The following is a 21,904-nucleotide window of genomic DNA, read 5'->3' as shown; positions in this document are numbered from 1 at the left end:
TCCGCCCGAAGATCGTCGCGGTGCGCCGTGTGCGAGGATCGAACGCATGGAGTCGGGCAGCGGGCGTCGAGTGGGCCGGCCGCGCGCCGCGCAGCGTCCGGACAGCGGGCTCGCGCCGCGCGCGGAACTGCTCGTGGCCGCGGCGGAGTTGTTCACCACCCGCGGCTACGCCGCCACCACCACCCGGGCCGTCGCCGAGCGCGCGGGCATGCGCCAGGCCTCCATGTACCACTACGTGTCGGGCAAGGAGGAGCTGCTCGCCGCGCTGCTGGAGTCGACGGTCACGCCGTCGCTCGCCTATGCGGGTGAACTGCTCGCCGACGACACGCGGCCCGCCGCGGACCGGCTCCGGGAGCTGTGCCGCGCCGACGTGGAGCTGCTGTGCGGCGGCGCCCACGACCTCGGCGGCCTCTATCTGCTGCCCGAGGTGCGCACCGGGCGCTTCGCCCAGTTCCATGCCGTGCGCGCCGAACTCAAGGCCGCCTACCGGCAGTTGATCGCCGCGACCACCGATGCCGCCGCGGGCGGTGTGCCGGCCGAGAGCGAGCTCGATCTGCGCACCGATCTGGTCTTCGGGCTCATCGAGGGCGTCATCCTCGTCCACCGCTCCGACCCCGACCGCTCCATCGCGGAGTTCGCGCGCGCCACCGCCGACGCGGCCCTGCGCATCGTCGGCGCCTGAGGGCTCCTGCCGCGGCGGGTGATCGCCGGTCCGCGGTCGCCTCATCCGTTCCGGTGAACTGATTCGCGCACCCGTTCGCCGTCACTGAATGTACTCGATGTTTCACGGAGCGTTCAAAAGGGCTGACGTTACTCCACGTACGGGAGTGGTTTCAGGCGGTCGCCGAATATGACACGGCGATGATCCTGTCGGACTAAGCTCGCCCGCGGCGCACCGAGTTGAGGCGTATTCGTGCGCTTGTTCCCCAATATCCCGAAGATGCCGACAGATCCCTACAGAGGGTGCCCACATGGTGAGTGTTCAGTCCCCACCCGGTCGCCGAGAACTTCCCTACGCGCGCGTGCTGTTGCTGCCGGCGATACTGATGGCCGCGGCGACCGGAGCCGCCGTCGCCCTGGTGGCGACGCCGGCCCGCCTCGCCGTCGGCGTCTGCGGAGCCGTCGCGACCCTCCTGGTGCTCGCGGCGGGAGCCGAGTCGGTCCGCCGTGGCCGGCGGCTGCGGGAACTGCGCGCGGAGACCGACCAGCGCATCGCCCACCTGGAACGGCGCGTCGCCGATCACGCGGAGGAGAACCGCCGCCTCGCCCAGGAGCACGTGCCCAGCGCCGTGGCCTGGCTGCGCGCCGGAAACTCCCCCAGAGAGGTGATGCGCGACCTCAGCCAGAGTGATCCCGCCTTCCGTGCACTCGACGACGCGCAGCGCGCCGTGGTCAGGAAGATCCTCGACATCGTCGACCACGAGGAGTCCCTGCGCGACTCCGCCCAGCGCTCCTTCGTCAGCATCGCCCGCCGCGTACAGGCCCTCGTCCACCAACAGGCGGCGGAACTCCGGGAGATGGAGGAGGACCACGGACGCAACCCCGAGGTCTTCGACGACCTGCTGCGCATCGACCACGGCACCGCGCTGATCGGCCGCCTCGCCGACTCCATCGGTGTGCTCGGCGGCGGCCGCCCCAGCCGCAACTGGCCGCAGCCCGTCCCCCTGTACAGCGTGCTGCGCGGCGCCATGTCCCGGATCCTGGAGTACCGGCGCATCCAGCTGGACTCCATCGCCAAGGTCAACATCGGCGGCCTCTCCGTCGAGCCGCTCATCCACGCGCTCGCCGAACTCCTCGACAACGCCACCCGCTACTCGCCACCGCAGAGCAAGGTGCACGTCAACGCCGTCGAGGTGCAGACCGGCATCGCCATCGAGATCGAGGACGCCGGCGTCAGCCTCAGCGAAGAGGCCCGCGCCAAGGCCGAACGCATGCTGGAACAGGCCATGGCGGGCGTCGACATCCAGGACGTCGGCGGCACCCCGCGCCTGGGTCTCGCGGTCGTCGGCCGTCTGTGCACGTCGTTCAACCTCCAGGTCTCCCTGCGCACGTCGGCCTACGGCGGTGTCCGGGCCGTCCTCATCGTGCCGAGCGAGATGCAGACCTCCGATCCCGCCCCGGGCTTCGCGCACGGCATCGGCGCCACCGCCGTGCCCCAGATCGACCTGAGCCAGATCGGCGAGGGCCCCAAGCGCCCGCCGAAGAAGCGCCGCCCCACCAACGCGCGCATCCCCGCCGGAGTGTCCCTGACCGACGACGAGGTGCCCGAGGTCACCGAGTGGACCGAGCAGGGCCTGCCGCAACGCCGCAGCAAGACCACCGTCTCCATCGCCCAGCGCTACCGGGAGGCGTACGCCGCCCAGGACGCCGCACGCGAGGGCAAGCCCGACCCGTTCGCGCGGCCCGAACCGGAGCCGCAGCCCGAGGAGAAGAGGCGCGAGCCCGGCCTCGCCTTCGAGGCCTTCTGGGAGGGCCTGGTGAAGGTGGCCCCGCCGGGAGCGCACCCCACCGACTTCACCCGCAATCCCACCGCGTACCTGCACCTGCTCGAGGACAAGGCCGAGACCGAGGCCGACGATGAAGGGGACCTCACGTGATCCAGCAGCGCCAAAACTTCGACTGGCTGCTCAAGGAGCTCTATGACGGGGTTCCGGGCATCGAGATGATCGTCGTGCTCTCGGCCGACGGACTGCGCATCGCCCGCTACGCCGGCGACCCCGACGCCGCCGACCGGGTCGCCGCAGCCTGCGCCGGCCTGCAGAGCCTGGCCGCCGCGGTCGGCCAGGAGATCCACTCCAGCAGCGGCGAGATGGACATGGTCGTCATCGACCTGTGCGGCGGCTACTTCTACATGATGTCGGCCGGCGCCAACGCCTACCTCGCCGTCCTCGCCGACGTGCGCTGCGAGGCCGGCCGGATGAGCGGCATGATGCGCGACCTCGTGGTCCGCATCGGCGCGCATCTGACCAGCCCGCCGCGCCGCAACGGGCAGAGCGTATGACCCCTCCGCAACGCCGCCGGCGACAACCCCTGCCCCAGCCGCCCGCGCCGCCCCCACCGGTCCCCCGGTCCGCGCCGTCCCCGGCGGACGGCCAGGAAGGGACCGAGGGGGAGGGCAAGAACCCCGAGCGGCTGTACATCATCACGTGCGCGGACGGCGAACGCGCGCCCGTCGACCTCGTCACGCTGATCGTGGCGCGCGCCGAAGCGCCCTCGTCGGCGACCCCGGAGCAGACGGCGGTCCTGCGGATGTGCGCCGCCCCGCTGTCCGTGGCCGAGATCTCGGCCTATCTGCGCCTGCCGTTCAGCGTGGTGACGGTGCTGCTCACCGAGATGCTGGCGGCCGAGCTCGTGCAGGCGCGGGCCCCCATCGTCCGGCAGCAGCTCCCCGACCGTTCCCTCCTCGAAGCGGTGATGCATGGACTTCAACGGCTCTGACACGATTCCCGGCCCACGGGCCGAGGACCATCTGCCGCACACCACCACGGCCGCGGCGAAGATCGTCATCGTGGGCGGCTTCGGCGTCGGCAAGACCACCATGGTCGGCTCCGTCAGCGAGATCAGGCCGCTGACCACCGAGGAGACCATGACCCAGGCGGGCATCGGGGTCGACGACAACTACGGTTCCGAGACGAAGACCGCCACCACCGTGGCCATGGACTTCGGCCGCATCCGCATCACCGAGCAGGTCGTGCTCTACCTCTTCGGGACGCCGGGCCAGGAACGCTTCTGGTTCCTGTGGAACGGGCTGTTCGAGGGCGCGCTCGGGGCGGTCGTCCTGGTCGACACCCGCCGCATCGAGGTCAGCTTCGAGGTGATGGGCCGGCTGGAGGAGGGCGGCGTGCCGTTCGTCGTCGCCGTCAACACCTTTCCCGACGGGCCCCGTTACCCCCTCGACGACCTGCGGGCCGCCCTCGACCTGCCGCCCGAGATCCCCATCGTGGAGTGCGACGTCCGCCGTCGCGCCTCCAGCCGGGACGTGCTGATGACCCTCATGCGCTTCCTGCACTCCCTGGCCCTGAGCCGCAGCCTCACCTGACCCCCACGACACCACCATCCACCGAGCCCGGATCCAGCACGACACCGAATCCGGCACAGTTGCGGAGCGACCCCCTGTGACTCCCGAACACCCCACCCCGACCGGCCCGCGCGACCTCGCCCTGGACCCGCCGCCCGGCTGCCCCGCCCACACGAGGGGTCCCGGCGGACTGGCCCGCCTCTACGGCCCCGGCGCCGAGGACCTGAACGAACTGTACGAGCGGCTGCGCGAGGAACACGGCCCCGTGGCGCCGGTCCTGATCCACGACGACCTGCCGATGTGGATGGTCCTCGGACACGCCGAGAACCTGCGCATGGTCCGCACGCCCTCGCAGTTCACCAAGGACAGCCGTATCTGGTCGCAGCTGGTGCAGGGGAGGGTCCGGCCCGACCACCCGCTGATGCCGCACATCGCCTGGCAGCCCATCTGCGCCCACGCCGAGGGCGACGAGCACCGGCGGCTGCGCGGCGCGGTCACGGCGGCCATGGCGACCATCGACGACCGCAGTGTGCGCCGCTACATCAACCGCTCCAGTCAGCGCCTGGTCAACCGCTTCTGCGAGCAGGGCCGGGCCGAACTCGTCGGCGACTTCGCCGAGCACCTCCCGATGGCCGTGATGTGCCACGTCCTCGGCATGCCCGACGAGTACAACGACAAGATGGTGCACGCGGCCCGCGACGCCCTCAAGGGCAGCGAGACCGCCGTCGCCAGCCACGAGTACGTCGTCGGGGCCCTGGCCCGGCTCACCGCCCGCCGTCGCGCCGAGCCCGAGGAGGACTTCACCAGCCACCTCATCACCCACCCGGCCGCCCTCACCGACGACGAGGTGCGCGAGCACCTGCGCCTGGTGCTCTTCGCCGCCTACGAGAACACGGTCAACCTGCTCTCCAACGTGCTGCGCATGGTCCTCACCGACCCGCGCTTCCTCGCCCGGCTCAACGGCGGGCAGATGACGGTGGCGGAGGCGGTCGAGCAGTCCCTGTGGGACGAGCCCCCCTTCAGCACCATCTTCGGCTACTTCGCCAAGCAGGACACGGAGTTGGGCGGCCAGCGCATCCGCCGCGGCGACGGCCTCTTCTTCGCGCCCGCGCCGGGCAACGTGGACCCCCGGGTGCGCCCCGACCTGTCCGCCCACATGCAGGGCAACCGCTCCCACCTCGCCTTCGGCAGCGGTCCGCACGAGTGCCCCGGCCAGGACATCGGACGGGCGATCGCCGACGTCGGCGTCGACGCGCTGCTGATGCGACTGCCCGACGTGCAACTCGACTGCGCCGAGGACGACTTGCGGTGGACGATGTCGATCGCCTCGCGGCACCTGGTCGCGCTGCCGGTGCGCTTCGAGCCCAAGGACCAGCAGGACGTCAAGCACAAGCCGAGTCACGCCCCGATCCCGCCGCAGCGTCTGACGCGGCCGGTGGTCACGGCCCCGCAGTCCGCCCCGGCTCCCGTCCACGAGCCCGCGGCCGCCCCGGCTCCGCAGCCCGCGCCGGCCGCCCCGCAGCCGACGCGGCCGGCCCGCCGGCCGAACGCCTGGCGGCGCTTCCTGGCCTGGTGGCGCGGTTACTGAACGACGTCCGAGGGCCGGGCGTCCCGCGGCTGCGGGAGGCCGGCCCAACGGTCGTACGACGCCCAGGCGTCCAGGACGCGCCCGCTGCGCAGCCGGTGCATCCTCCCCGTGACCGGATCGGTGAACTCCAGCTCCCGCGCCAGCAGTTGCAGCGGACGCCGGAAGTCGCCGGGCGGCACGGGGGCGGCCACCTCGGGGTACAGCGGATCGCCGAGGATCGGCACGCCGAGCGCGTTCATATGGACGCGCAGCTGATGGGTCTGGCCGGTGGCGGGCAGCAGCCGGTACCGGCCGAGCCCCCGCGCCCCGTGCTCGACGAGCTCGACGCGGCTCACCGCGTTCGGCTCGCCCGCCACCTCGTAGGCGGCCAGGACGCCCCGCTCCTTGACGATCCGGCTGCGCACCGTGCGAGGAAGGGCGAGCCCGGGATCGTACGGCGCGACCGCCTCGTACACCTTGCGCACCAGGCGGTCGCGGAACAGCGTCTGGTACGCGCCGCGCTCCTCGGGGCGCACGACGAACAGCACCAGACCGGCGGTGAGCCGGTCGAGCCGGTGCGCGGCGCCCAGCGCGGGGACGCCCAGCTCGCGCCGCAGCCGGGCCAGCGCGGTCTCGACGACATGGCTGCCGCGCGGGGTGGTGGCCAGGAAGTGCGGCTTGTCGGCGACGACCAGGTGCTCGTCGCGGTACACGATCTCCAGCGGGAACGGCACGGGCGCCTCGGGCGCCAGCTCGCGGTGGTACCAGACGGACGTCCCCGGCGCGTAGGCCGTGTCCGCCGTCACCGCCCGGCCGTCGGCGCCGACGACGTGACCGGCCTCCAGCATCGCGTCCACGACGCCGGCGCGCGCCGCGCCCAGCCGCTCGACCAGGTGCTCCCGGACAGTGGCCCAGGAGCCGTCGCCCGGCAGCCGCACCCGCACCGGATCGATCCCGTCGCGTTGCGGCAGAGGAGAGGGCGGGGGCGGCGTACGGCGTCTCATCGGGGTCAAGCCTACGGCGACGGCAAACCCGGTTGACTCCTCGCGCGCCGTCGGCAGGATGCGGGTCATGCCCTACACAGTCGGCCCCGTCCTGCCCGCCCGAACCCTCTCGGGCGCCCCGCAACCCGTGCTCCCCACCGGCGACGGGCTCCTCCTGCGTCCCTGGCGGCCCGCGGACGCCCCCGCCGTCCACGCCGCCTTCCAGGACCCGGCGATGCACCAGTGGCACATCCGGGCCGCCGACTCCGAGGAAGAGACGGCCGGCTGGATCAGGGACTGGCGCCGGGCCTGGGAGGAGGAGCGCGGCGCCCAGTGGGCCGTCGTCGACCCGGGCACCGACGAACTGCTGGGCCGGGTGGCGCTGCGCCGCGTCCTGCTCGACGAGGGCGTCGCCGAGGTCGCGTACTGGACCACCAGGACGGCCCGCGGCCGGGGGGTCGCGCCCCGGGCCACGGCCGCGCTGACGCGCTGGGCCCTCGACGAGATCGGCTTCCACCGGCTCGAACTGCATCACGCCACCGCCAACGCGGCCTCCTGCCGTGTCGCCGCCAAGGCCGGTTTCACCCTGGAGGGCACCAAGCGCAGCGCCTGTCTCCACCCGGACGGCTGGCACGACATGCACGTCCACGCGCGTGTGCAGGGCGACTGAGCGGCCCGCGTCGCGCACGCGCGCGTGGAGGCCTCACGCGGGGGCCGTCCCCGGCACGGCCCCGGCGGGCTCCGCCGACCGCCTGCGCCAGGCCCGGTAGGCCACGCCGACGCCGACCGTCGCGCCGAGGAACAGCACGGTGAACCACTGGAAGTACCAGTGGCCGCCCGCCGGGTCGTACACCGCCGCGCGCGGCCAGGCCAGGTTGACCGTCATCAGCAGGCCGTACAGGAGCGCGAGGGCGTTGACCGGGACGCCCCAGCGGCCCAGGGAGAACAGACGGGCGCCGGTCTCGTCCGTGCCGGCCGGGGAGAACCCGCCGCGCAGCCGGCGCAGCAGCAGCGGGCCGGTGACCATCGCGTACGCCAGGTACAGCATCACGATGCAGGTGGTGCCGATGGCCAGGAAGGCGTCCGGCGAGGCGAAGTTCAGCAGCAGCAGGGCGGCGGCGAGGACGCCGACGACCAGTGCGGGGGCGCTCGGCATGCCGGTGCGGGCGTTGACGCGCGCGAGGCGGGCGGAGAACGGGAGCTGACCGTCGCGGGCCATGGAGAACAGCATCCTGCAGGCCGCCGTCTGGATGGCGAGCGTCGCCACCGCGATCGCCACCACCACGTCCGCCAGCAGTGCCTTGCCGACCCCGTCGCCGAGGCTGCTGGTGAGGACGTAGCTGAGTCCGTCGACCCCGAGCCGTCCGTCCGTCAGGCTGGGCGCGGCCAGCAGCCCGCCCAGCACGATCAGCCCCCCGAGCAGGCCGGCCGCGCCGAGGGCCGTGAGGATCGTGCGGGGCGCGGTGCGCCTCGGGTGGTGCGTCTCCTCGCTCATCTCGCCCGCGCTGTCGAAGCCGATCATCACGTAGGCGGCCGTGAACGAGCCCACGAGCAGCGCCCCGAACAGGCCGTCGCCCGCCGCCCCTTCGGTGTGGAAGGTGATGCCGGGGGTGCGCTCGGAGTGGGTGAGCAGGAGGACGACGATGAGCACCGCGCCGATGATCTCGGCGGTCACGCCGACCCGGTTGATCACGGACATCACGCGGTTGTCCAAGACGTTCACGAGCGTCGTCAGCACCAGCAGGAGCACGCCGAGCAGTGCCGCGTTGGCCGCGCCGTCCGGGGAGGTGGGGGCCGGGTCGGAGCCGATCAGCTGGAAGCCGGACCAGATGGCCGGCAGCACCATCTGCAGGGCCAGCGCGGCCGCGGCGACCACGACGATCTGCCCGATCACCATGATCCAGCCCGCGAACCACCCGAACGAGGGCGTCGACAGCCGCGACGACCACTGGTAGATGGCGCCGGAGATCGGGTAGCGCGCGGCCAGCTCCGCGAAGCACGCGGCGACCAGCAACTGGCCGGCCAGGACGGCCGGCCAGGCCCAGAAGAAGACCGGGCCGCCGAAGGCGTATCCGAAGGCGAAGAACTGGAAGACGGTGGTCAGGACGGAGATGAAGGAGAACCCGGCGGCGAACGAGGCGTACCGGCCCAGGCTGCGGTGCAGCTCCTGGGGGTAGCCGAACTCGGCGAGGGAGCCGTCGCCGTCGCCGTCGCCGGCGTCGGGGGAGTGCGGCGGGTCGGGGCGTACGTCGGTGGGTGTCGTTGTCGTCACGGCGGAACCTGCCTTGGCCCAGTGGGGACGGTAATTCCTGTCGGGCGACAGAAATTAGGGACGGGCTGTTTCGTCCGCGTCACGCCGTCGTGTCCGGGGCGGGCCCAAGTCCTCACGTCCCCGCGGGGTCACTCGATCCGGTGCCGGAGAGTCCACCGCGGTCAGGATCGTCACCCCCCGTCAGCGCCCTCTCGCCCCCCGGCGTGACCGTCGCCGGGGCAAGAGCTGATGCGGCCTGCGGCCTGCGGCCTGCGGCCTGCGGCCTGCGGCCTGCGGCCTGCCGCGCCGGGCTCGACGCGGCGCTCGGCGGGGGCCGGCCGGCTCGCGGAGCGGGTCGCCGTCGTCGACCGGGACCGGCGGCCGGTGGCGGACGGAAGGGCGGCCGGTGGCGGACGGGGAGGGCGGGCGAGGGTGCGGCCGGTGCGCCGTGGGGCCGGTCCGGCGGGGGTGGGTGCGGCGGGGGTGGGTGCGGCCGGCGGCCCGCCCTCATGAGGGCGGGCCGCCGGCCGTCGGGGTCACGCGGTGGGCGTCGCGCCCTCCTGCTCCTGCTCCTGCTCCACGCGGGCGTTCCACTCCCGCTTGGAGGCCTGCCAGCCGTCCTCGTTGTGGCCGAGCCGCCAGTAACCGGAGATCGACAGGTCCTCGCGCGGGATCTGAAGCTCGACGCGCAGCAGTTTGCGCAGCTCCTTCACGCAGGCCGCCTCGCCGTGCACGAACGCGTGCAGGCGGCCCTCGGGGAACCGGAGCCCCCGTACGGCCTCGACGAGCCGCTCGCCGACCGGCCGCTCGCCGCGGTGCAGCCAGACGACCTCCACGTCGGAGTCGATCTTCTGCTCCTCCTCGGGCCCGGCCACCTCGATGAAGGCGTGGGCGACGGCGCCGTCGGGCAGCGACTCCAGGGCGGTCGCGATGGCGGGCAGGGCGCTCTCGTCGCCGGCCAGCAGATGCCAGTCGGCGGCCGTGTCGGGCGCGTAGGCGCCGCCGGGGCCCAGGAAGCGGACCGTCTCGCCCGGCTGCACGCGCGTCGCCCACGGTCCGGCCAGGCCCTCGTCGCCGTGGATCACGAAGTCCAGGGTCAGCTCGCGGTGTTCGGCGTCCCAGCGGCGCACGGTGTACGTCCGGGTCACGGGCCACTGCTCCCGGGGGAAGTCGGCCCGGATCCGCTCCAGGTCGAACGGCTCCGGATAGCTCACGCCCTCGGGGCCGAAGAGCAGCTTCACGTAGTGATCCGTGCACGTCCCGGCGGTGAACTCCGCCAGGCTCCCGCCGCCGAGCACGACCCGCTGCATGTGCGGGGTGAGCCGTTCGGTGCGGACGACCTGCGCGGAGTGAGGCTTGCGCGGCTTCCGTGCCGGACGTTCTGCCATGACGGCCTCCCATGTCGATGCACTTAGGTCAACCTAAGTTAGCACCGCTTTCCGGGGAGACGCCCCCCTGCCGGACCGCGGGATCGTCATCGGACCGCCAGGGTCGTCAGCAGCCGCTGCAGCGAACCGCCGAGCCCCCAGCGCTGACCCAGCGCCTCCAGCGCCGCCCCGTCCCGCGGTGCACGGGGCAGCGCGGTGGCCACCTCCGGCAGGGGCACGTCATCGGCGACCTTGACCACCTTCGGCGCCACCGACACGTACGGCCGGGACTCGTCCAGCCGCTTGCGCTGCGACGGCGTCAGCTTCGCCGCCGGGTCGTCGACCGCCGCCATGATCCCGGCCAGATCGCCGAACTCGGCCAGCAGCTTGGCCGCGGTCTTCTCCCCGATGCCCGGCACCCCCGGCAGTCCGTCGCTCGGGTCGCCGCGCAGCAGCGCCAGATCGGCGTATCCGCGCCCGTCGACGCCGTACTTCTCGCGCAGCCACGCCTCGTCCGTCAGCTGGAGCGTGCCGACGCCCTTCAGGGGGTAGAGCACGCGCACCTCGCGCGCGTCGTCCACCAGCTGGTAGAGGTCGCGGTCGCCCGTGACGATGTCCACCGGGCCCTTCGCGATGCCGGTGAACGTGCCGATCACGTCGTCCGCCTCGTAGCCGGGCACCCCCACGCGCGCGATGCCGAGTGCGTCCAGGACCGCCTCGATGATCGGCACCTGCGGCGAGAGCGTGTCCGGCACCTCCTCCTCGTCCGGCCCGCTCGCGCGCTCCTCGGCGACCCGGTGCGCCTTGTAGGAGGGGATCAGGTCGACCCGCCAGCCGGGCCGCCAGTCCGCGTCCATGCACGCGACGAGCTCGTCCGGCCGGTGGTCCTTCACCAGCCGGTCGATGAAGTCCAGCAGACCGCGCACGGCGTTCACCGGAGTGCCGTCCGGCGCCCTCACGGAGTCCGGGACGCCGAAGTAGGCGCGGAAGTAGAGCGAGGCGGTGTCGAGGAGCATCAGTCGTCCGGTCACGCCACGCATCATGCCGCACGGGCGGCCGGGTGGCCGGTGCGTGCTCACTCCCGTGGCACACGTGAACGTGCTGCGGGCCGCCCGGCCGCGTCATGGGGGAGCACGGCCTCGACGGCGCCTCCACGGTCGTCGACGGCTTCACGGAGCACGGCGGCCCGGTGACCTGACAGCACCGCGGCCGTCCGACGAGGGGCGGGCACCGGCGCACGGCCTCACGGCCCGCGCCGGAGGTCGCCCCCCTCGCGCCGTTCCCTCGCTCCTCCCGCCCCGGCGGGCGCGTGCGCGCCGGAAGCCGGGGGCCGCCTCCGGGCCGGAAGCCGAGGGGAGGAATTCGGCCAACCACGCAGAGCTACACTCATCCCCGAGCCGGACCGCCGGCGACGCCGGGGACGAGCGGGAACACTCGGGGCCGCCCGCGCATTGAACCGGACGACGGGAGGGCGGCGCCGCACCCGCCGCCTCCGGGCTCCGGTCGACTGGCGTGAACTGTGAGGTCGCGTGTCACCCCGCGTGTCCTCGATGTGACGGGCGCATGAAACGGTTTGCCGAACCTGCATAGGGTGCAGAGAACTCACCAGAAGACGTGCCCGAGAGCACACCGGGCACACGGCGCCGACGAGCGAAGGAGGGAGCCGGAGCGATGGGCGACCACAAAGAACAGCCCCTGCGGGTGGGCGCGGCCGTGCGCCGCCGGCGCCGCTCCCTGGAGCTCACCCTCGCCGTCGTGGCCGAGCGCAGCGGCCTGTCGGTGCCCTTCCTGAGCCAGATCGAGAACGACCGCGCGCGGCCCAGCACGGGCTCCCTGGAGAAGGTCGCCGACGCGCTGCGCACCACCGCCGTCGAACTCCTCGCCGCCGCCGACCCGGCCTGCAGCGTGGACGTCGTGCGCGCCGAGGTCGCCGAACAGCTCCAGGGGCAGACGTCCGACGCCCAGCCCCGCTCCCGCTCCCTGGTGCGCGGGCACCACCAGATGCACGCCTCCGAGTTCACCGGCGATCACGACGCCGGGCGGGAATTCCAGTACCGCAACGACCAGTTGATGTACGTCGCCGACGGCGCGGTGGAGATCGAGGCGGAGGGCCGCGCCTACCGGCTCGGCCGCGGCGACACCCTGTACCTCACCGGCGGCGTCCGCCACCGCTGGCGGGCGACCGTGGCGGACACCCGCGTGGTCGTCGTCGCGGTGGCCGAGCACATCGAGGCGGTCCGGGACCGGGGGCGGAAGCGGTAGTGCGGGTCGTCTCCCTGGTGCCGTCGCTCACCGAGGCCGTGGCCGTCACCGTGCCCGGCGTCCTGGTCGGGGCGACCGACTGGTGCAGCCACCCCGCGGACCTCGACGTCACCCGGATCGGCGGGACCAAGAACCCCGCCGTGGACCGGATCGTCGGCCTCGCCCCCGATCTGGTGATCGCCAACGAGGAGGAGAACCGGGAACCGGACCTGACCGCTCTGCGGGCGGCCGGACTGCGGGTCCTGGTGACGGAGGTGCGGGACGTCCCGCAGGCCTTCCGGGAACTGTCGCGGGTCCTCGACGCCTGCGGGGGGCCGCTCCGTCCTGACTGGCTGGCGCGGGCCGAGGAGGCCTGGGCGGAGCCGCCGCCGGCCGACCGCCGGACGGCCGTCGTGCCGATCTGGCGCCGCCCCTGGATGGTGCTGGGCAGGGACACGTTCGCCGGGGACGTGCTGGCCCGCCTGGGCGTCGACCACCTCCACGCCGGGCACCCCGAGCGCTATCCGCGCATCCCGGTGGCGGAACTGCGGGCGGCCGCGCCGGACCTCGTCGTGCTCCCGGACGAGCCCTACCGCTTCACCGCCGACGACGGCCCCGAGGCCTTCCCCGACGTGCCCTGCGCTCTGGTCAGCGGACGGCACCTGACGTGGTACGGCCCGTCCCTCGCCGAGGCCCCGCAGGCGCTGGGCGAGGCGCTGCGAGCAGCGCGCCGCTGAGCAGCCCGCGGGCGGTGTGCCCGGCGACGACGCCCCAGGCGGCGACCAGCACGAGGTACAGCGCGCAGGCGAGCACGTCGAAGGCGACCAGCCCGGTGGGCCGGGCCAGCGCGGCCGCACCGGTCACACAGGTGCCGACCGGGAAGGTGAACGCCCACCACGTCATCGTGAAGCCCATCCCGTGCCGGCGGGCCCGCGCCACATGCGCGGTGGCCAGACACAGCCACAGCAGCGCGAAGCCCATGACGGGCACCCCGTACAGCACGGCGAGACCACCGAGACCACCGAGTCCGCCGGGAGCGCGGCCGTCCGGCCCCGGCACCACGCCCGGAGCGACCTCGGCGAACTTCCCGGCGGCGGTCGTGGACTGGCCGAGCGGCCCGAGCACGAGGAACAGGGCCGGTGTGAGCGCGAGGGGCGGCGGCCCGCCGGTCACCAGCCGCCCGAACACCAGCGGCAGCATGACGAACGTGGCCAGCAGGCTCAGCCCGAACAGCGCGAGGCACGCGAACAGCAGCGTCTGCCGCGGCTGCCCGGCCGGCAGATACGGCACCAGCAGCGGGCCGAGCGCGGCGGACACCATCGGCGCGACGAGCGGCAGCAGCCACACCGGCGTGGCCTGCGACGCCGTCACGCGATGGCGCACGGCCATCAGATACGGCACGGCGACGGCGGCCGTGAGGGCGACGACCGTGCCGGCCGTGAACAGCACGGCGTCGAGGGCGACCGCGGCGTCGACGCCGATCCAGTCCCGGCCCACGGTGAGCGCGCCGCCCCCGACGGCGAGCAGCGCCATCGCGAGGCAGCCGTAGAAGGGCGCCGTCGCCGGGTCGAGGAGGTGCGCGCGGGCCCGGTCGCGATGGTGGCGCCAGTGCAGGGCGCGGGCGAGGAGCAGCGCCGCCAGCAGGACGAGGGAGAGCGCCCAGAACGCGGCGCACAGCGGCCGCAGTCCCGGGACCCGGACCGGCAGCGCGGCGCCCGCGGTCGCCACGATCGCGGTGCCCATCACCGCGGCGTACCAGTTCGGTCCGAGATGACGGACGGCGTCGGCGCGCGGGCGGGGCAGGACGGACAGGGGCTGGGCGGCGGTGACCATGTCTCCACGGTCGCCCGCGGGCGCGCCCGCGACCAGGGAGGACGGCTCTATGGGGACATAAGCTGGGCTTATGGGGAGCGTGGAGGAAGAGGGACGGGACGGCGGCGGCTCGATCGCGCACCGGGTGCCGGACCTGGGCGCGCTGGAGCTGCTGCTGGCGGTGGCCCGGCTGGGCAGCCTGGGCGCGGCCGCGCGGGAGCTGGGCATCACCCAGCCCGCCGCGAGCAGCCGGATCCGGTCCATGGAGCGCCAGCTGGGCGTGGCGTTGGTGGACCGTTCGCCGCGCGGTTCCCGGCTCACCGACGCGGGCGCCCTGGTGACGGACTGGGCGGGGCGGATCGTCGAGGCGGCGCGGGCCTTCGACGCGGGGGCGCAGGCGCTGCGGGACCGGCGGGACTCGCGGCTGCGGGTGGCGGCCAGCATGACGATCGCGGAGTACCTGCTGCCCGGCTGGCTGCTCGCGCTGCGCGCGGGCCGGCCGGACACGGCGGTGTCGCTGCTCGCGGGCAACTCGGCGGCCGTCGCGGAGCGGTTGCTGGCGGGGGAGGCGGATCTCGGCTTCGTGGAGGGGCTCACGGCGCCGGCCGGCCTGGACTCCGCCGTGATAGCGCACGACCGGCTCGTCGTGGTCGTCGCGCCCGGCCACCCCTGGGCCCGCCGCCGGCGGCCGCTGGACGCCGCCGAGCTGGCCTCGACGCCACTGATCCTGCGGGAGAAGGGTTCGGGAACCCGTCAGGTCCTCGACACGGCCCTGGGCGGCCTGGCCCGGCCGCTGATCGAGCTCTCCTCGACGACGGCGGTGAAGGCGGCGGCGGTGAGCGGGGCCGGCCCTGCGGTGCTGAGCGAGCTCGCCGTGGGCGAGGAGCTGGCGCTGCGGCGGCTGGTGGCGATACCGGTGGACGGGGTGTCGCTGACCCGGGACCTGCGCGCCGTGTGGCCCACCGGGCACCGCCCGACAGGCCCGGCGAGGGAACTCCTGACCCTGACCCGAGGCTGACCGGCCGCCCGCCCGGCGTCCCTCAGGAGGCGGGCTGCGTGGGGCGGGAGGCGGCGGGGCGGGAGGCGGCGGCGACCAGGGCGCGCATGACCCGGATGTCCTCGCCCATCTCCGGATGCCACTGCACCCCCAGCACCCAGCCGGCCGACGGCAGCTCGACGGCCTCCACGGTGCCGTCCGCCGCGTGCGCCGACGCGACCAGACCCGTGCCCAGGCGGTCCACCGCCTGGTGGTGATAGGTCGGCACCGAGGTCTCCTCCGCGACCACCCGGGCGTAGAGCGTGCCCGGAACCGGCTCGACCGGGTGGCGGCCGACGACGCCCACGGCCTCGACGTGCCCGTCGAGGTGCTGCGTGAGGGTGCCGCCGAGTGCGACGTTCAGGAGCTGCATGCCCCGGCAGATGCCGAGCAGCGGCAGACCGGCCGCCAGCGCCGCCTCGATCAGCGCCAGCTCCCACGCGTCGCGTTCCCGCGCCGGGGGCCCGGTGCGGGGGTCGGGCTCCGCGCCGTAGCGGCAGGGTTCGACGTCGGGGCCGCCCGCGATCACCAGCGCGTCGAGGCGGGCCGCGGTCGCCGGCGCGTGCCGGGGCGCGTCCGGCGGGAGCATCGCGGCCAGTCCGCCGGCCCGCTGCACGAGCCGTGGGTATCCGGCGGGCAGCAGCGCCGCTTCCAGCTCCCACACACCCCAGCGCGCACCCGGCTCCAGATACGTGCTGACGCCGATCAGCGGCCTGCCGCCCGTCGTCGTCGCGCCGGCCGCGGCCTCCGTCGCCTCCGCCGTAGTCGTCATGTGCCCCTCCGGCCGTTCAATGGACCGCCTTCCTACCATTGTGCGACCCCTGCGCGCGCGTCTCTCACGCGAGGAAGCCCCTGAGCAGGGCCGCCGTCCCGGCGCAGTGCTCGCGCATCATCTCCCGCGCGCCGTCCGCGTCCCCCTCCAGCACCGCGTCGACCAGCGCCGCGTGCTGGCGCTGGGAGTGCTCCAGGTTGCGCACGAGCAGCGGTATGCAGTCCAGCAGGTCGTTCACCGTGGCCCGCACCGCCGCGTACTGCGCGGTCAGCGACGGGGAACCGCACAGCTCGGCCAGGGTCAGGTGGAGCAGCGTGTCCCGGCGGCGGTAGTCGGCCAGCGGGGCGTCCGCCGTGCCGGCCAGAGCCTCGCGCAGCCGCCCCGCCCGCTCGTCCGACAGGCCGTGCGCGGCGCACAGCCCGGCGGCGCCCACCTCCAGCACCTCCCGGAAGCGCAGCACGTCCTCGATGTCGGTCCTCGCGACGCGCCGCCGCAGCTCGTCCTCGCCGCCGGCGTCCGTGCGCGGCAGCACGAACGTCCCGCCGTACCGGCCCCGGCGGGCCTCCACCAGGCCCTGGTCCTGGAGGACCTTGAGCACCTCGCGCAGCGTCACCCGGCTGATGCCGAGCCGCTCCGCCAGCTCCCGCTCGGCCGGCAGCCGTTCGCCCCCCGGTACCAGACCCAGCCGCACCACCTGCAGGATCTGCTCCAGCGCCTCCTCGAAACCGTTGCCGGCCCGCACCGGCCGCAGCACCGGGGTCAGCCGGTCGTCCGGTCCGCCGTCAGCGCTCACCGCCATCGGGCCGCGCCCCCTTCCCAAGCAATGGTTCTCCGCAATACCTTATGGCCATCGGTCACCGGCCGACCCGCAGAAGGCGACAGAAGCCAGGAAGCCTGAGGAGGCCCTCCCGTGGCAGACCGCACACCCCCGCTCGCCGTCGAGGAACTGCACGCCCTCGTCGCGGGCGGTGAGATCGACACTGTCGTCCTCGCCTTCCCGGACATGCAAGGGCGCCTCCAGGGCAAGCGCTTCGCCGCCGGATTCTTCCTCGACGAGGTCCTCCGGAACGGCACCGAGGGCTGCAACTACCTCCTCGCCGTCGACGCGGAGATGAACACCGTCGACGGGTACGCCATGTCCTCCTGGGAGAGCGGCTACGGCGACTTCGCCATGCATCCCGACCTGTCCACCCTGCGGCGGGTGCCCTGGAACGCCGGCACGGCGATGCTGATCGCCGACCTGGCCTGGCACGACGGCTCGCCCGTGACCGCCGCCCCGCGGCAGATCCTGCGCCGCCAGCTGGAGCGTCTGGCCGAGCACGGCCTCACCGCGCAGGTCGGCACCGAGCTGGAGTTCATCGTCTTCAAGGACAGCTACGAGGCCGCCTGGGACGCGAACTACCGGGGTCTCACCCCCGTCAACCAGTACAACGTCGACTACTCGGTGCTCGGCACCGGCCGGGTGGAGCCGCTGCTGCGCCGCATCCGCAACGAGATGGCGGGCGCCGGACTCACCGTCGAGTCCGCCAAGGGCGAGTGCAACCCCGGCCAGCACGAGATCGCCTTCCGCTACGACGAAGCCCTGGTCACCTGCGACCAGCACGCGGTCTACAAGACCGGCGCCAAGGAGATCGCCGCCCAGGAGGGCGTCTCGCTGACCTTCATGGCCAAGTACAACGAGCGCGAGGGCAACTCCTGCCACATCCACCTCTCGCTCGCCGACGCCGACGGCGCGAACGTCATGGCCGGCACGGACCAGGACCCGGACCACATGTCCGGCCTCATGCGCCACTTCCTCGCCGGGCAGCTCGCCGCCCTGCGCGACTTCTCCCTGCTCTACGCCCCCAACATCAACTCCTACAAGCGGTTCCAGCCCGGCTCCTTCGCCCCGACCGCCGTCGCCTGGGGGCACGACAACCGCACCTGCGCGCTGCGGGTCGTCGGCCACGGCCGCTCCATGCGCTTCGAGAACCGGCTGCCGGGCGGCGACGTCAACCCGCACCTCGCGGTGGCCGGGCTGATCGCCGCGGGCCTGTACGGCGTCGAGCAGAAACTGGAGCTGCCCGAGGCCTGCGCCGGCAACGCCTACACCGCCGACTACGCGCACGTGCCCACCACCCTGCGCGAGGCCGCCGAGCTCTGGGAGAACAGCCCGATCGCGCGGGCCGCCTTCGGCGAGGAGGTCGTCGCCCACTACCGCAACATGGCACGCGTCGAGCTGGCCGCCTTCGACGCCGCGGTCACCGACTGGGAGCTGCGCCGCTCCTTCGAACGCTTGTGAAAGGTCCCGCCGTGTCCCACCCGCACGCCCCGTCCCCGCCCGAGCCGCTCCCGCCCGAGCTCACCGTCCTCAACCCGGCCACCGAGGAGGTCGTCGCCACCGTCCCCGCCGCCGACGCGGCCGACGTCGACCGCGCGGTCACCCGTGCGGGCGCCGCCCAGGCCGCCTGGGCCGCCGCCGCCCCCGCCGACCGGGCCCGCCTGCTGCGCCGCTTCGCCGACGCCGTCGACGCCCACGTCGAGGAACTGGCGCTGCTGGAGGTCCGCGAGGCCGGCCATCTCCTCGGCAACGCCCGCTGGGAGGCCGGCAACGCCCGCGACCTGCTGCTCTACGCCGCCGGCGGCGTGGAGCGGCTCCTGGGCAGCCAGATCCCCGTCCCCGGCGGCTGGAACGTCACCTTCCACGAACCCCTCGGCGTGGTCGGCGTGATCGCCCCCTGGAACTTCCCGATGCCGATCGCCGCCTGGGGCTCCGTCCCGGCCCTCGCCGCCGGCAACGCCGTCGTCCTCAAGCCCGCCGAGACCACCCCCCTCACCGCCCTGCGCCTGGCCGAACTGGCGCTGGAGGCAGGCCTGCCCGAGCACCTCTTCCAGGTGCTGCCCGGCCACGGCGCGGTCGCCGGACGGGCGCTCGTCGACCACCCCGGCGTCGCGAAGATCGTGTTCACGGGCTCCACCCGCACCGGCCGCGAGGTGATGCAGCGCTGCGCCGGCCAGGTCAAGCCGGTCACCCTCGAACTGGGCGGCAAGAGCCCCAACGTCGTCTTCGCGGACGCCGACCTGAAGCGGGCCGTCGACCCGTTCTCGTTCCTCGACAACTCCGGCCAGGACTGCTGCGCCCGCACCCGCATCCTCGTCCAGGAGTCGGTCTACGACGAGGTCGCCGACCACCTGGCGCGCGAACTGGCCGCCGTCGTGGTCGGCGACCCGGCCGACGAGGGCACGCAGATGGGCCCGCTGATCTCCCGTCAGCAGGTGGACCGCGTACGGTCGTTCGTGCCGGACGGCGCCCGAGCGCTGCGCGGCGGCGCGCCCGAGGGCCCTGGCTTCTGGTTCCCGCCGACCGTCCTCACCGGCGCCGCGCCCGACTCGCCCGCCGCCCGCGAGGAGATCTTCGGCCCCGTGGCCGTCCTGCTCCCCTTCACCGACGAGGCGGACGCGATCCGGCTCGCCAACGACACCCCCTACGGCCTCTCCGGCTCCGTCTGGACCCGGGACGTGGGCCGCGCCCTGCGCGTCTCGCAGGCCGTGCGGGCCGGGAACCTGTCCGTCAACTCCCACTCCAGCGTCCGCTACTGGACCCCCTTCGGCGGCTACAAGCAGTCCGGCGTGGGCCGTGAGCTGGGTCCGGACGCCCTGACCGCCTTCACCGAGACCAAGAACGTCTTCATCAGCACGGAGGGCCCCGCACAGTGACCAGAGAGATCGTCTGCCGCCGGCTCGTCGGCCGCACCGCCGTCGTCACCGGAGCCGGCAGCGGCATCGGACTCGCCACCGCCCGCCGGCTCGCCGCCGAGGGGGCGCACGTGGTCTGCGGCGACGTCGACGAGACACGCGGCAAGGCCGCCGCCGAGGAGATCGGCGGCGTCTTCGTGAAGGTCGACGTCACCGACCCCGAACAGGTCGAGGCGCTGTTCAGGACCGCTCACGACACCTACGGCAGCGTCGACATCGCGTTCAACAACGCCGGGATCTCACCGCCCGACGACGACTCCATCCTGGAGACCGGCCTGGAGGCCTGGAAGCGGGTCCAGGAGGTCAACCTGACCTCCGTCTACCTGTGCTGCAAGGCCGCCATCCCCTACATGCGGCGCCAGGGCCGGGGCTCGATCATCAACACGGCCTCGTTCGTGGCGAGGATGGGCGCGGCGACCTCGCAGATCTCGTACACGGCGTCCAAGGGCGGCGTCCTGGCCATGTCCCGCGAGCTGGGCGTGCAGTTCGCGCGGGAGGGCATCCGGGTGAACGCCCTGTGCCCCGGCCCGGTCAACACCCCGCTGCTGCAGGAGCTGTTCGCCAAGGACCCCGAGCGGGCCGCCCGCCGCCTGGTCCACATCCCCGTGGGCCGGTTCGCCGAGGCCGAGGAGATCGCCGCCGCCGTCGCCTTCCTGGCCAGCGACGACTCCTCCTTCGTCAACGCCACCGACTTCCTCGTGGACGGCGGGATCTCCGGCGCCTACGTGACCCCGCTGTAGGCCGCGCCCCGGGTCAGAGGAACGTCCGGCCCTCGCCCCGGTAGGTCGGCACGGTCGCCGTCACCGACTCCCCCTCGACGAGGTGCAGTTCGTCGAACCGCTCGCACAGCTCACCGGCCTTCGCGTGCCGGAACCACACCTTGTCGCCGATCAGCAGATCGTCGGCGGGGGAGCCGATGAGCGGGGTCTGCACCTCGCCGGGGCCCTCCTGGGGGTCGTACCGCAGCCCCTCGGGCAGATACGGCACGGGCAGCCGGTCGGGTCCGGCGGCGCCGGAGGCGGGATACCCGCCGCCGAGGACGGTCACGATCCCCACCCCGGGCCGCCGCACGACGGGCTGGGCGAACAGCGCGGCCGGACGCCCGCTGAACGACGTGTAGTTGTCGAACAGACGCGGCACGTACAGCCCCGAACCGGCCGCGATCTCCGTGACCGCGTCCTCGGCGGCCGTGTGCTGCACACTGCCGGTGCCGCCGCCGTTGACGAACTCCAGGTCCGGGACGACGGCCCGCACCGCGCGCACCACCGCGGCGCGCCGCTCGGCGAGCTCGCGCCGGGCGGCGGCCTGCATCAGCCGGACGGCCCGGGAGCGCAGGGGCCGCCCCGCGACGGCGTCCCCCACCCCGGCGATGTGCCCCTCGTACGCCATGATCCCCACCAGGGCGAAACCGGGCCGCCGGGACACCGCCCTCGCCACGTCCGCCACCTGGGCGGGGGAGTGCAGCGGAGAACGCAGGGCGCCGACCCGCAGCCGGCCGCCGAGCAGCTTCAGCGAGGTGTCCAACTCCAGGCAGACGCGGATCACTTCGGCGCCCTCGCCGCGCGCCGCGTCGATCAGGTCCAGCTGGGCGACGTCGTCGACCATGACGGTGACGGTCGCGGCGAGCTTGGGGTCGGCGGCGAGCTCCGCGAAGCCGGCGCGGTCGGCCGACGGGTAGGCGAGGAGGACGTCCTCGAACCCCGAGCGGGCCAGCCACAGGGACTCGGCGAGGGTGAACGACATGATCCCGGCGAAGCCGTCCTTCGCCAGGACGCGTTCCAACAGCGTCCGGCAGCGCACCGACTTGCTGGCGACGCGGATCGGCTTGCCCCCGGCCCGGCGCACCAGGTCGTCGGCGTTGGCGTCGAAGGCCTCCAGGTCCACGAGGGCGAGGGGGGCGTCGAGATGGGCGGTGGCCCGGTCGTAACGGGCCCGGTCGGCGGCGCGCGCAGTCATGGACGCAGCCTGCCAGACAGGATTACCGCAGGGTAGGGGGACGTTCCGGGCAGAAGCCCCCGACGGCGCGGACGGGTTCCCGTTTGCCGGGCGACAAGCCGTAGAGTGACGCGCACGCACGCAGGGACGGCTCCGACCGGACGCCCGCGTCGGGATGCCGCTCCGC

At 73.8% G+C, this 21,904-nt stretch carries 21 protein-coding genes; 13 read left to right on the top strand and 8 right to left on the bottom strand.

Annotation, left to right across the window (positions count from 1 at the left end):
* The first annotated feature begins 46 nt into the window (after positions 1 to 46).
* From Sri02f_RS15485 to Sri02f_RS15460, 6 genes are all read left to right on the top strand, one after another.
* Entirely contained in the window at positions 47 to 682 is a 636-nt protein-coding gene (locus tag Sri02f_RS15485; protein WP_109001813.1) for a TetR/AcrR family transcriptional regulator, read from the top strand.
* 340 nt (positions 683 to 1,022) lie between these two features.
* Positions 1,023 to 2,597, top strand: a complete 1,575-nt coding sequence (locus Sri02f_RS15480; RefSeq protein ID WP_109001811.1) for a sensor histidine kinase — start codon at positions 1,023 to 1,025, stop codon at positions 2,595 to 2,597.
* Positions 2,594 to 3,001, top strand: coding sequence for a roadblock/LC7 domain-containing protein (locus Sri02f_RS15475; RefSeq protein ID WP_109001809.1), 408 nt, complete (start codon positions 2,594 to 2,596; stop codon positions 2,999 to 3,001). Before Sri02f_RS15480 ends, Sri02f_RS15475 begins: the two co-directional genes overlap by 4 nt.
* Positions 2,998 to 3,438, top strand: a complete 441-nt coding sequence (locus Sri02f_RS15470) for a DUF742 domain-containing protein (RefSeq protein ID WP_109001808.1) — start codon at positions 2,998 to 3,000, stop codon at positions 3,436 to 3,438. The genes Sri02f_RS15475 and Sri02f_RS15470 overlap by 4 nt, the downstream gene beginning before the upstream one ends.
* Positions 3,419 to 4,039 (top strand): GTP-binding protein, encoded by a 621-nt coding sequence (locus Sri02f_RS15465; protein ID WP_069771797.1) that lies wholly within the window; start codon positions 3,419 to 3,421, stop codon positions 4,037 to 4,039. The genes Sri02f_RS15470 and Sri02f_RS15465 overlap by 20 nt, the downstream gene beginning before the upstream one ends.
* A 76-nt stretch (positions 4,040 to 4,115) precedes the next feature.
* On the top strand, positions 4,116 to 5,606 hold the full coding sequence (locus tag Sri02f_RS15460) for a cytochrome P450 (RefSeq protein WP_109001806.1): 1,491 nt from the start codon (positions 4,116 to 4,118) through the stop codon (positions 5,604 to 5,606).
* Here the strand turns inward: Sri02f_RS15460 and Sri02f_RS15455 are convergent.
* Positions 5,600 to 6,589: an RluA family pseudouridine synthase gene (locus tag Sri02f_RS15455; RefSeq protein WP_109001991.1), complete on the bottom strand. Its 990-nt coding sequence runs from the start codon at positions 6,587 to 6,589 to the stop codon at positions 5,600 to 5,602. The genes Sri02f_RS15460 and Sri02f_RS15455 overlap by 7 nt on opposite strands.
* Positions 6,590 to 6,656: 67 nt before the next feature.
* Here Sri02f_RS15455 and Sri02f_RS15450 point away from each other — a divergent pair, with 67 nt between their 5' ends.
* Positions 6,657 to 7,238 carry a GNAT family N-acetyltransferase gene (locus tag Sri02f_RS15450; RefSeq protein WP_109001804.1) on the top strand — a complete coding sequence of 194 codons (582 nt, stop codon included), beginning with the start codon at positions 6,657 to 6,659 and terminating at the stop codon, positions 7,236 to 7,238.
* Between the two features lie 33 nt (positions 7,239 to 7,271).
* Here Sri02f_RS15450 and Sri02f_RS15445 read toward each other — a convergent pair whose 3' ends face one another.
* The 3 genes from Sri02f_RS15445 to Sri02f_RS15435 all read right to left on the bottom strand — a co-directional run bounded on the left by Sri02f_RS15445 (position 7,272) and on the right by Sri02f_RS15435 (position 11,202).
* Positions 7,272 to 8,840, bottom strand: a complete 1,569-nt coding sequence (locus Sri02f_RS15445; RefSeq protein ID WP_109001802.1) for an amino acid permease — start codon at positions 8,838 to 8,840, stop codon at positions 7,272 to 7,274.
* Positions 8,841 to 9,355: 515 nt separating this feature from the next.
* Positions 9,356 to 10,207 carry a siderophore-interacting protein gene (locus Sri02f_RS15440; protein WP_109001801.1) on the bottom strand — a complete coding sequence of 284 codons (852 nt, stop codon included), beginning with the start codon at positions 10,205 to 10,207 and terminating at the stop codon, positions 9,356 to 9,358.
* Positions 10,208 to 10,293: 86 nt separating this feature from the next.
* The gene (locus tag Sri02f_RS15435) at positions 10,294 to 11,202 is read right to left on the bottom strand and encodes a 5'-3' exonuclease (RefSeq protein WP_109001990.1); all 909 of its coding nucleotides are present in this window, start codon (positions 11,200 to 11,202) and stop codon (positions 10,294 to 10,296) included.
* Positions 11,203 to 11,857: 655 nt separating this feature from the next.
* On the opposite strand from Sri02f_RS15435, the gene Sri02f_RS15430 reads away from it, so the two are divergent.
* Positions 11,858 to 12,448 carry a helix-turn-helix domain-containing protein gene (locus Sri02f_RS15430; protein WP_109001799.1) on the top strand — a complete coding sequence of 197 codons (591 nt, stop codon included), beginning with the start codon at positions 11,858 to 11,860 and terminating at the stop codon, positions 12,446 to 12,448.
* Positions 12,448 to 13,164, top strand: a complete 717-nt coding sequence (locus Sri02f_RS15425; protein ID WP_109001797.1) for a helical backbone metal receptor — start codon at positions 12,448 to 12,450, stop codon at positions 13,162 to 13,164. Before Sri02f_RS15430 ends, Sri02f_RS15425 begins: the two co-directional genes overlap by 1 nt.
* On the opposite strand, the gene Sri02f_RS15420 is transcribed toward Sri02f_RS15425, so the two are convergent.
* The gene (locus Sri02f_RS15420) at positions 13,076 to 14,260 is read right to left on the bottom strand and encodes a TDT family transporter (protein ID WP_109001796.1); all 1,185 of its coding nucleotides are present in this window, start codon (positions 14,258 to 14,260) and stop codon (positions 13,076 to 13,078) included. The two genes, Sri02f_RS15425 and Sri02f_RS15420, sit on opposite strands and share 89 nt — an antisense overlap.
* A 70-nt stretch (positions 14,261 to 14,330) precedes the next feature.
* On the opposite strand from Sri02f_RS15420, the gene Sri02f_RS15415 reads away from it, so the two are divergent.
* Positions 14,331 to 15,257, top strand: a complete 927-nt coding sequence (locus tag Sri02f_RS15415; RefSeq protein WP_109001795.1) for a LysR family transcriptional regulator — start codon at positions 14,331 to 14,333, stop codon at positions 15,255 to 15,257.
* A gap of 22 nt (positions 15,258 to 15,279) precedes the next feature.
* On the opposite strand, the gene Sri02f_RS15410 is transcribed toward Sri02f_RS15415, so the two are convergent.
* Complete coding sequence (locus tag Sri02f_RS15410) at positions 15,280 to 16,047, bottom strand: gamma-glutamyl-gamma-aminobutyrate hydrolase family protein (protein WP_109001793.1); 768 nt, start codon at positions 16,045 to 16,047, stop codon at positions 15,280 to 15,282.
* A 64-nt stretch (positions 16,048 to 16,111) separates the two neighbouring features.
* Positions 16,112 to 16,846: a FadR/GntR family transcriptional regulator gene (locus tag Sri02f_RS15405; RefSeq protein WP_109001791.1), complete on the bottom strand. Its 735-nt coding sequence runs from the start codon at positions 16,844 to 16,846 to the stop codon at positions 16,112 to 16,114.
* Positions 16,847 to 16,957: 111 nt separating this feature from the next.
* On the opposite strand from Sri02f_RS15405, the gene Sri02f_RS15400 reads away from it, so the two are divergent.
* From Sri02f_RS15400 to Sri02f_RS15390, 3 genes are read left to right on the top strand one after another with little or no spacing between them, the layout of a single operon-like run.
* Positions 16,958 to 18,328 (top strand): glutamine synthetase family protein, encoded by a 1,371-nt coding sequence (locus Sri02f_RS15400; RefSeq protein WP_109001789.1) that lies wholly within the window; start codon positions 16,958 to 16,960, stop codon positions 18,326 to 18,328.
* Positions 18,329 to 18,339: 11 nt separating this feature from the next.
* Entirely contained in the window at positions 18,340 to 19,743 is a 1,404-nt protein-coding gene (locus Sri02f_RS15395) for an aldehyde dehydrogenase family protein (protein ID WP_109001787.1), read from the top strand.
* Positions 19,740 to 20,522 carry a 3-oxoacyl-ACP reductase gene (locus Sri02f_RS15390; protein ID WP_109001785.1) on the top strand — a complete coding sequence of 261 codons (783 nt, stop codon included), beginning with the start codon at positions 19,740 to 19,742 and terminating at the stop codon, positions 20,520 to 20,522. Before Sri02f_RS15395 ends, Sri02f_RS15390 begins: the two co-directional genes overlap by 4 nt.
* 13 nt (positions 20,523 to 20,535) lie before the next feature.
* On the opposite strand, the gene Sri02f_RS15385 is transcribed toward Sri02f_RS15390, so the two are convergent.
* Complete coding sequence (locus Sri02f_RS15385; RefSeq protein WP_109001783.1) at positions 20,536 to 21,738, bottom strand: amino acid deaminase/aldolase; 1,203 nt, start codon at positions 21,736 to 21,738, stop codon at positions 20,536 to 20,538.
* Positions 21,739 to 21,904 lie beyond the last annotated feature (166 nt).

Source organism: Streptomyces rishiriensis, from assembly GCF_003112535.1.
GTDB classification, from domain to species: Bacteria; Actinomycetota; Actinomycetes; order Streptomycetales; family Streptomycetaceae; genus Streptomyces; species Streptomyces rishiriensis.
This window is presented reverse-complemented; position numbering and strand designations above follow the sequence as displayed.

Bases quoted from the DNA above. Each gene is read 5' to 3' on its own strand.
- Sri02f_RS15485 (WP_109001813.1), top strand. From the start codon at position 47: ATGGAGTCGGGCAGCGGGCGTCGAGTGGGCCGGCCGCGCGCCGCGCAG.
- Sri02f_RS15470 (WP_109001808.1), top strand. From the start codon at position 2,998: ATGACCCCTCCGCAACGCCGCCGGCGACAACCCCTGCCCCAGCCGCCC.
- Sri02f_RS15465 (WP_069771797.1), top strand. From the start codon at position 3,419: ATGGACTTCAACGGCTCTGACACGATTCCCGGCCCACGGGCCGAGGAC.
- Sri02f_RS15455 (WP_109001991.1), bottom strand. From the start codon at position 6,589: ATGAGACGCCGTACGCCGCCCCCGCCCTCTCCTCTGCCGCAACGCGAC.
- Sri02f_RS15450 (WP_109001804.1), top strand. From the start codon at position 6,657: ATGCCCTACACAGTCGGCCCCGTCCTGCCCGCCCGAACCCTCTCGGGC.
- Sri02f_RS15440 (WP_109001801.1), bottom strand. From the start codon at position 10,207: ATGGCAGAACGTCCGGCACGGAAGCCGCGCAAGCCTCACTCCGCGCAG.
- Sri02f_RS15435 (WP_109001990.1), bottom strand. From the start codon at position 11,202: ATGCTCCTCGACACCGCCTCGCTCTACTTCCGCGCCTACTTCGGCGTC.
- Sri02f_RS15430 (WP_109001799.1), top strand. From the start codon at position 11,858: ATGGGCGACCACAAAGAACAGCCCCTGCGGGTGGGCGCGGCCGTGCGC.
- Sri02f_RS15420 (WP_109001796.1), bottom strand. From the start codon at position 14,260: ATGGTCACCGCCGCCCAGCCCCTGTCCGTCCTGCCCCGCCCGCGCGCC.
- Sri02f_RS15415 (WP_109001795.1), top strand. From the start codon at position 14,331: ATGGGGAGCGTGGAGGAAGAGGGACGGGACGGCGGCGGCTCGATCGCG.
- Sri02f_RS15410 (WP_109001793.1), bottom strand. From the start codon at position 16,047: ATGACGACTACGGCGGAGGCGACGGAGGCCGCGGCCGGCGCGACGACG.
- Sri02f_RS15405 (WP_109001791.1), bottom strand. From the start codon at position 16,846: ATGGCGGTGAGCGCTGACGGCGGACCGGACGACCGGCTGACCCCGGTG.
- Sri02f_RS15385 (WP_109001783.1), bottom strand. From the start codon at position 21,738: ATGACTGCGCGCGCCGCCGACCGGGCCCGTTACGACCGGGCCACCGCC.